Annotated in this window: 8 protein-coding genes; 1 reads left to right on the top strand and 7 read right to left on the bottom strand. The window is 51.1% G+C overall.

Annotated elements, in window-relative coordinates; translation table 11 throughout:
- Positions 1-125 precede the first annotated feature (125 nt).
- The 6 genes from OB13_RS08035 to OB13_RS08060 form a co-directional block, all read right to left on the bottom strand.
- Positions 126-566 carry a hypothetical protein gene (locus tag OB13_RS08035; protein WP_461489641.1) on the bottom strand — a complete coding sequence of 147 codons (441 nt, stop codon included), beginning with the start codon at positions 564-566 and terminating at the stop codon, positions 126-128.
- A 231-nt stretch (positions 567-797) separates the two neighbouring features.
- A complete protein-coding gene (locus tag OB13_RS08040) occupies positions 798-1160 on the bottom strand; it encodes a fasciclin domain-containing protein (protein WP_461489642.1) in 363 nt (120 codons plus the stop codon).
- A 218-nt stretch (positions 1161-1378) separates the two neighbouring features.
- The gene (locus tag OB13_RS08045; RefSeq protein WP_461489643.1) at positions 1379-2005 is read right to left on the bottom strand and encodes a rhomboid family intramembrane serine protease; all 627 of its coding nucleotides are present in this window, start codon (positions 2003-2005) and stop codon (positions 1379-1381) included.
- 255 nt (positions 2006-2260) lie between these two features.
- Positions 2261-3235 (bottom strand): polyprenyl synthetase family protein, encoded by a 975-nt coding sequence (locus OB13_RS08050; RefSeq protein WP_461489644.1) that lies wholly within the window; start codon positions 3233-3235, stop codon positions 2261-2263.
- Between the two features lie 6 nt (positions 3236-3241).
- Positions 3242-5524 (bottom strand): ribonuclease R, encoded by a 2283-nt coding sequence (gene rnr, locus OB13_RS08055; protein ID WP_461489645.1) that lies wholly within the window; start codon positions 5522-5524, stop codon positions 3242-3244.
- Positions 5525-5678: 154 nt separating this feature from the next.
- Positions 5679-7514 carry an ABC transporter ATP-binding protein gene (locus tag OB13_RS08060; RefSeq protein ID WP_461489646.1) on the bottom strand — a complete coding sequence of 612 codons (1836 nt, stop codon included), beginning with the start codon at positions 7512-7514 and terminating at the stop codon, positions 5679-5681.
- Between the two features lie 175 nt (positions 7515-7689).
- Here OB13_RS08060 and OB13_RS08065 point away from each other — a divergent pair, with 175 nt between their 5' ends.
- Entirely contained in the window at positions 7690-8295 is a 606-nt protein-coding gene (locus OB13_RS08065) for an HAD family hydrolase (RefSeq protein WP_461489647.1), read from the top strand.
- On the opposite strand, the gene OB13_RS08070 is transcribed toward OB13_RS08065, so the two are convergent.
- On the bottom strand, positions 8296-9030 hold the full coding sequence (locus OB13_RS08070; protein ID WP_461489648.1) for a hypothetical protein: 735 nt from the start codon (positions 9028-9030) through the stop codon (positions 8296-8298).
- Positions 9031-9190: the final 160 nt, after the last annotated feature.

Below are 9190 nucleotides of genomic sequence, written 5' to 3' on the forward strand. Positions count from 1 at the left end.
GAGGCAAGGATGCCTACTGACAAAGTAGAACAACCGATCAATTTAACTTGATTTGTTTCTAAACAGTTACAAAAAAAAAGGAAGAAAATAGGCCGTAAATCGCTGAAGTAACAGCGGATGACGGGTTAAACAGAGGCTGCAGAAGCGTCCAGCCAAAGCTCGGCTTCTTGGAGCGTATTAAAATTGGAGGTGGGTAATTGGGTGATTTCGGCTATCGTTCCGACCTGAAGACTGGCGATCTTATCCGACGGCATGACATTAGCTACCTGCAGCACACCGGCAGCTTTTACTTTGAGTTGGGCCTCTGCATGCAGGCTCTTCATGTTCTGGGGATGCGTGATCATCGTGCGCATATCAACGAGCACCGTGAAGGATGGCTGAACATGCAGCAAGGCCCTGTCCCAATCATTCAGAAAACCAGGAACACTTTCCCTGTTCTTCCAGAAGCCGAGTATGATTAAATAAATTCTGTTCTTTCCTGTGCTGTAAAAAAGCTCGTAGCAGTCATTCTTAGCAATCAGTATATCAGCGTTATCAGTAGCAGTCGTGTCTGTAGTATTCTCCATAGCGTTTCTACTAATACGTAAGCTACCTGCTGCTGCTTTATACAATTTCAAGTTAGTTTACTCTGTTTACGCTACAGATCCGGGTATTTGTCTTAATCGCTTTACTGGTCGCCTGGCAAACGAGGTCTGGCAAAATTGCTTGATTTACAACAGGTTCGGCATATCAGCCTGAGCAGGTATAGACAGACATGGAAAGGCAGGACAGAGAAAGCGCATGTGTGCTACACTGAATTATGGGATCAGCATGCCGGTCAATTCATGCACGACTCCATTGCGTACTTCGGTGTTTCCCGCCACGATCTTCACGCCATTCAGCAGGGTATGGTCTTTTTTGCGGCATACTTTTACGCCCCCTCCACTGTAAGTTTCAACCCGGGCGCCATCCTTAAAATCTGCTTCGCTATACCTGCCTTTCAGGATATGTGATGCCAGGGTAGCGCGGATCTTTTCGACAGACTCGCCTTTCATGCTCTTCAGGCTTTCTTCAGGCGGGGCCAGCAAGGTATAGGAAGCTTCTCCGGAGAGAGTCGGTGCCATACCTGCTGTCGTGAGCAACTCTGCCAGCACAGGTCTTTCCTGGATGAGGTATTGCATGAGCGTGGCGCGCTGCTGTGGCTGGACAGCCGCATCCTGCGCCGTAACAGCACTTGTACTTAAATAATGCTACAAGCAGCAGTAAACTAAGGGTGATGGAATGGAGGTTTGGTTTCATACGTACAAATACTTTCTCTAAGCATTCATACGGATTCTAGCGAACCATGGTGGTCAGCGTCAGATGGATACAGGATAAATAAAGTACAATTACTGCCCGATCAGCCGAACATACGCCAGTTGCTGATCTGCTCGATAAACATCCCTCCCGCTGCCGGCACCAGCGCCAGGCTGATGATAAACCCGTACGCAGCGCCATAGAAGTGCGCATCGTGGTTGATGTTGTCCCCCATACGCTTGCCCTGAAAGTAAGAATACATCAGGTACAGGACACCGAGTATGAAGCCCGGAACACAAAGGATGGCATAGAGACAGATATCCTGGGTCGGATAAAACAGGATACTCGAGAACACGACCGACGCCACGCCACCCGAAGCTCCCAGTGCGCGGTAAGAAGGATCGTTACGGTGCTTAATATAAGTAGGTATGTCAGCGACAATAATGCCTCCCAGGTAGATCAGCAGGTAGATCAGTATACCTGTTGCCGTTCCAAAAACAGCTCCGAAGGTCATCTCGACAGCATTTCCGAAGAAGTACAGCGTAAACATGTTGAAGAACAGGTGCGTGAAATCTGCATGCAGAAAACCGGATGTCAGGAAGCGGTGCCAGGAATTGTCACGCGCCAAGGCATACGGATGGAATATCCAGTTGTGCATCAGGTCATGGTTCTTCCAGGCATACCAGGAGATGCCCACTGTGAGGATGATCAGGAGAATGGTAACGCTCATTTTTTAGTTTTGAATGAGTGAATGAGTGATTAGGTGAATGATCAATCAGGAATGAATATTCGCTTCACTAATGAACTCTTGATTTATTTCTGGCACGAATCGATGAATCCGTAATTATTGATTATCCAACGGCCGTTAGGGACAATGAAAACGAAAGATCTAAGGTGCCTCTTGCCGTGCCTGCAAGTTTGTACCCGAGGACACAATACCTACTAACCAACAATTAAACAATTTAGCAATCAGCAATTCAACATTTTACGAATCCCGCTCCATCAGTTGCAGAGCCAGGCTGCGTATGGTGGCCTTTCGCTCATCGGGCACCTGCACGGCATCCAGGTATTGCAGGGCTTGCTGAAAGTAAAGATCGATCTGCTGTTCTGTTTGTTGCCGGATGTTGAGCTGATCGTAAACGGCTGTGATGGCGCGTACTTTGTCTTCGGCTATACCTAAATCCGTTTTGTCGCGCCAGCCGATGATGATTTGCAACTGCTCTGGATTGGCTTGCTCGAGCGCCGTCAGCATCAGGTATGTTTTCTTGTCCGAGAGGATATCACCGCCCACCTGTTTGCCGAACTTGTCTTTGTCGCCATACACGTCCAGCAGGTCGTCGCGCAGCTGGAAGGCTATGCCTACGTTGTCGCCGAATAGCTTCAGGCTCTCCGCATCGGTATCCGGTGCCCCCTGCAGGATGGCACCCAGCTCCAGGGCGAAACCCAGCAGCACCGCTGTCTTGAGCGTGATCATCTGGATGTATTCTTCCTTGCTCACCTGCTCCCGCAGCTCAAAGTTCATGTCGAGCTGCTGTCCTTCGCATACCTCGGCTGCCGTTTTGCTGAACAACGTCAGTACCTTGCCCAGCTTGTCAGGTGCTACACCCAGAAACAGCTCGTACGCCCGCACCAGCATAACATCGCCGCTCAGGATGGCGGTGTTGGCATTCCATTTTTCGTGCACGGTTTGCTGTCCGCGGCGCAGGGGCGCCTTGTCCATGATGTCGTCGTGCATGAGGGTGAAGTTGTGGAAAACCTCTACTCCCGCAGCGGGCAGCAGTGCGTTTTCCACATCCTCGTTATACATTTTTGCAGCCAGCAGCACCAGCAACGGTCGTATACGCTTTCCACCCAGCGACATGATGTAGCGGATGGGCTCGTATAGTTCAGCAGGATTTTCGCCGTAGCGAAGCGCGTTTAATGTTTGATGTACCTGATTTGAAAGCTGCGTGATATCCACAGAATGCTAGTGTGTTTTAAGTGATTTGACCAATTCCAGATCGATCGTACGCTCGGCCATGTTGGCGCCCACTACCTCTACCATCACTTCATCTCCAAAGGAAATGATACGCTTCGACTGACGGCCAATGATGCGGTAATTGTTGGCGTCCAGTTCGTAGTAGTCGTCGTTCAGGGTCGAGAGGCGAACCATGCCTTCGCACTTGTTCTCTTCGATCTCCACAAAGATACCCCATTCTGTCACACCGGACACTATCCCTTTGTATTGGTTGCCGATAGTATCCTTCATAAACTCTACCTGCTTGTACTTGATAGAGGCCCGTTCGGCATCGGCAGCCCGTTTCTCCATTTCCGAAGAATGGCGGCAACGCTCCTCAAAGGCTTCCTTGTCTTCGGACTGGCCTCCGTCAAGGTAGTGCTGCAAGAGGCGGTGCGCCATCATATCGGGGTAGCGGCGGATGGGCGAAGTAAAGTGCGAATAGTGGTCGAATGCCAGGCCGAAGTGCCCTTCGGGCTCGGTGCTATACTTGGCTTTGGCCATGGTCCGGATCGCAAGGTTCTGCAACACGCTTTGTTCCGGCTTGCCCTCGATCTCGTGGGTCAGGTTGTTGAGTTCTTCCGAAATATCGGCGTCCACATCTACTTTGTAGCCAAACTTGCTGGCAAAAACCGAGAAGGTGCTCAGCTTGTCCGGGTCCGGGGAGCCGTGCGTACGGTAGACCATGGTCGGGCGCTTTTTGCCTTTGCCCAGGTTATACACAAACTCTGCTACTTTGCGATTGGCCAGCAGCATGAATTCCTCGATCAGTTTGTGCGCATCCTTCCGCTCCTTCACATAGATGTAAAGCGGCTTGCCGGCTTCGTCGAGTTTGAACTTCACTTCGGTTGTCTCAAAGCTGATGGCGCCGTTCTTGAAGCGTTTTTCCTGCAGCTTCTTGGCAATCCCGTTGAGGACGTTAATCTCTTCGGCAAAGTCGCCTTCACCGGTTTCGATGCGCTCCTGGGCCTCTTCGTACGCAAAGCGTCTGTCAGAATACGTTACCGTACGACCGTACCAGGTATCGTAGAGTTTGCCACTGTCATCGAGTTCAAACACGACCGAGAAGGTCAGCTTCTCTTCGTTCGGGCGGAGGGAGCAAAGGCCGTTGGAAAGGCGCTCAGGCAACATCGGAATGGTACGGTCCACCAGGTATACCGAGGTAGCCCGGTGGAACGCTTCCTTCTCCAGGATGCTGCGCGGGTGCACGTAATGGGTTACGTCGGCAATGTGCACTCCTATTTCCCAGCGGCCGTTCTCCAGTTTCTGTATCGAAAGGGCATCGTCAAAGTCTTTGGCATCGGCCGGGTCAATGGTGAAGGTAGTTACCCCGCGCATATCGCGGCGCTTGGCGATCTCGCCTGCCGGAATCTTCTCAGAAATCTTCTCGGCTTCTTCCTCCACTATCTCCGGAAACTCGAATGGCAATCCGAATTCGGCCATGATCGAATGTATCTCGGCCTCATGCTCACCGGCCGGACCAAATACCCGGATCACTTCCCCGGTAGGGTTCTTGCCGGCTTCCTTGGGCCACTCCACGATCTTCACCAGCACCTTGTCGCCGGACTCAGCCCCGTGGAGGCCCCGCTCGCCTACAAATACATCGAAGTATAGTTTCTTAAAATCAGGCACTACAAAACCGAAGTTTTTGGAAAGCGTCATGATCCCCACCATCTCGGTGCGGGAACGCTCGAGCACTTCCACCACGATGCCTTCCGCACGGCCGCCCTGCATGGTAGGCAGCACTTCCACCTTCACCTTGTCGCCATCCATGGCATACTTGAGGTGCTCGCGGAACACCCGTACGTCATCCTCTGTCTCTTCTGACACGATGTAGGCATACTTGCTGTTGGCCAGGTCTACGCGGCCTGTAATGATGTTGACGCGCAGGTTGAGCTGGTACTTATCGCCGTCTATCAGCAACACTTTGTTTTCGCGTACCAGCGAGTTCACTATATTCTGCAACTCGTCGCGTCCTTTTTTATCGACTATACCCAGCCGGCGGGCCATCTGTCGTTGTGTAAACAGGGTATCGGGACTGCTGGAGAACATCTCCAGCACGATGCCTTTTGCGGACCTGTCTCTGCCTCCTTTGCGGTCTGAGGAGCTTCTTCTGGAAGAAGAATCTCTGCGCGATGAATCGCCTCTTGGTGCTGCACCTCTTTTGGAAGAAGACTCTCCTCTGCGGGAGCTGCTTCTTTCGCTGCGGCCATCTTTGTCTTTGCCGCCTTTGTTCTCTTTTTTGCTTCTCATGTATGTTGTTATCTCTGGCCGGGCAAATTCTGTCTCCCGGGGCCATTACACTCTTTGACCAAAATGGTTTAGGTACTATACGCCTGCAAGGGTCGCTTTGGTTAAAGAGCGCACTAATTTCAGGTGAATTTATATAGAAAGTTCTATATATGAGCTATAGCGAAGGGTATATTGCATTTATCGTTTTCCGCTTCTGCTGCGCGGCAATGATATCTTCCGGCTCCCCTTTGGGTATAGCCTGGATCAGGCGGCGGGTGTATTCGTGTTGCGGGTGCTGGTATACCTGGTCCGGCGTGCCGCTCTCAATGATCTTCCCCTGGTTCATCACCAGGATACGGTCTGCCATGTATCTGGCCACAGCCAGGTCGTGGGTGATGAAGAGATAGGTCATGTTGAACTCCTGCTTCAGTTGGTTGAGCAGGTTGAGCACCTGCGCCTGCACCGACACATCCAGGGCCGATACGGACTCGTCACACACAATCAGCCTGGGTTGCAGCGCGAGGGCTCTGGCAATCGCGATCCGCTGGCGTTGCCCTCCCGAAAATGCCTGTGGATAACGCGCAAAGTGCTCCGCTGTAAGTCCAACCTTCTCAAGCAGTTCCATGGTTTTTCCACGGCGTTCCTTGTCGTTGGCGTATAGCTTATGCACACGCATCGGCTCCATAATCGCATGCCCGATGGTATGCATGGGGTTGAGGGAAGCGTAGGGATCCTGGAAGATCATCTGGAAGTTACGGCGGCTTTTGCGCAGCTCTTCCGCACTCAGTCCGGCCAGCGCCTGTCCGTCAAACATGATGCTTCCCTGGGTGGGCTTCGCCAGTTGCAGGATCGCCCGGCCCAGCGTCGTTTTGCCGCATCCGGACTCACCGACCAGGGCTACGGTTTCGCCCGGCTTCACTTCGAAACTGACACCATCCACTGCTTTGACATAGGCTTTGGTGCGGGAGAAAATGCCTTTCCGTACCGGGAAGTATACCTCTAGATTCTCTACCCGGAGCAGGGGCGGTTTCCGGCTATTTTCGCGCTGTTGCTGTATACCTGTCACCGTGCCCACATAGGCATTCACCACATCTACCAGAGAAGGTTCGTATACCTTTGGTTTCTTTTCGTGTATCTCCCCGGACTCATCTTCATAGAGAAAATCAGCGATGGTAGGAAGCACCGACTGCGGTTTGACAGAAAGGGTTGGGCGGCAGGCCAGCAAGGCTTTGGTATAGGGATGCTGCGGATTGGTAAAGATATCCAGCACCTTGCCCTGCTCCACCAGTTTGCCTTTATACATTACCAGAATGCGATCGGCTATACCTGCCACCACGCCCAAATCGTGGGTGATGAACAAGACGGCTGTGTTCTCCTTTACGCGCAGCTCGTCCAGCAGCTGCAGCATACGGGCCTGCACCGTGACATCGAGTGCTGTGGTAGGCTCATCGGCAATCAGCAGGACCGGTTCGCAGGCCATGGCCATCGCAATCATCACCCGCTGCTTCTGCCCCCCCGATAATTCATGTGGATAAGCATCGAAGACCTTTGCGGGCTGCGGCAGCTTTGCTTTTTCAAAAAGGGCAATGGCGCGTTCTCTGGCTTCTTTTTTGGAAATTCCGGTATGCAGCAGCAGCACCTCCGCCACCTGTTGTCCACAGGTATAGACGGGATTGAGCGACGACATCGGCTCCTGGAAAATCATCGAAATCTCCTTGCCGCGGATCTTCTGCAACTGCTTTTGGGGTAGCTGCAACAGGTCGACCTGCCCCAGTTGCGCTGACTGAAAGAGAACCTTTCCTCCTGTCGTGCACCGGGCTGTTGTATGGAGTAGCCGCATCACCGACAGCGCCGTGACCGACTTGCCCGAACCGGACTCCCCCACGATAGCCACTGTCTCACCCGGGTACACCTCAAACGCTATCTTGTCCACTGCCCTGGTCGTGCCGCTGCGTGTGGAGAAAACAGTTTCCAGATCGGTGACCTGAAGTAGAGGGCTTGGTGCAGTCAAGGGTGAGGCAGGTTTGGTGCTTTTGGTAAAAATAAGATTTTTTGCAACATGAGGGAGCTCTACTTTGAAAGCAGTTTCAAAATCTTTCATTTTGTTTTGGCGCTGATCTCGTATACTTCTTTTGCCAACAGCCTGATTTTCGTGCTTAGGCTCCACCTATTTTGAAGCAAGACCTATGAAAAACACGATCATATTCGACCTCGGCGCTGTGCTGATCGACTGGAACCCGCACTACCTCTACCGTAAGATTTTTGACAATGAATCTGAAATGTATCATTTCCTGGAGCATGTCTGTACCCCGGAGTGGAATGAGGAGCAGGATGCGGGCCGGTCTCTGGAGGAAGCGACCGACTATCTGATCAGAAAGCATCCGGAGCATGAGGAGAACATCCGGGCTTTCTATGGTCGGTGGGACGAGATGCTCGGAGGGCCGATCGAAGGCACGGTCGCCATCCTCAGAGAACTCAAAGAGCATGATGAGTACAACATTTACGCCTTGACGAACTGGTCAGAAGAGACATTCCCGATTGCCCTGGAGCGGTTTGATTTCCTGGCCTGGTTTGATGGCATCGTGGTGTCTGGTACTGAGAAGAACCGCAAGCCTTTCGACAGCTTTTACCATACCCTGCTGGAAAGGTATAAGGTACACCCCAGCGAGGCCCTGTTCATCGACGACAACCTGCGGAACGTAGAGGCAGCAGAAAAGCTAGGTATAGAATCGATCCATTTCATCTCGCCCGAAGATCTAAGGGAACGGCTGGAGAAGATGGGGATTTTGTAGTTAGTTTACGCTCAGCACAATCTGCTTGTCTTTGAAACTATAGGCATATATAATCCCGAACCCTTCTTTTACATAAATCCCTTCGATGTAATCTAGGGCAGGATAGCGGTCCTGAACATACTGTTCCTCAGGCCTGTATTGATTTGATTGGTTTAAGTACAGATGGTATACATTATCGTGCTGCACCCCATCCAAGGTCAAGGTTGGCAAAAACTCCTGGGTATAGGTATAGTTGTCAATCGTAGTTTTGGCTGCATCGGCAAACAGGAAAGTGCGGTTTGTGATGTAGTTGTTGCTGTTGGAGGTGCCAATCAGGATTGGCTCAGGGAACTTGTTGTTATAACCAACCACAAATTCAATCACATCCCCCACATCGTCTTTGTCTGTTATGTTGTTGAAACGTTCTGTACTCGCGTTTTTTCTGTAGGTGATGCTGATACTTGCCAGGCTCTCGCCCTCTGTCTGGCTTGTATAAACTTTTTGGTCAGCTGTGAAAAACTCCTTACAGGAATTTGGGTCGAATTTGCCACTGTAATTTGTTTTCCTTACAGGTATCTCAACATGGGTAAGGCCAGCCGTGTTCACGTATTTCATTTTCTGGTTAGCGCCGCCAGCTACCGCGATGTAGTAACTCTTGCCCTCTACCGGCTGAGCAGGTAAAAAAGAGACCAGCTCATTGGTGAAATCCAGTTTGCCCAGGTTTTCGTCTTCGCAGCCGCATGCGTAAAGACTCATCGATAGAGCAAGAGCAGCTAAAAGTTTAATAAATTTCATTGGGCCTATGCTTGTAGGTATGATTCGTCACAAAAGAGCGTGAAATATAAGTGGAATTTTTCTAGCTATATTCAGTGATCTAAAGATAAATAATGATTTCATTTTGAATTAAATGTACTAA

The sequence above is a fragment of the Pontibacter sp. HJ8 genome (genome assembly GCF_054824225.1).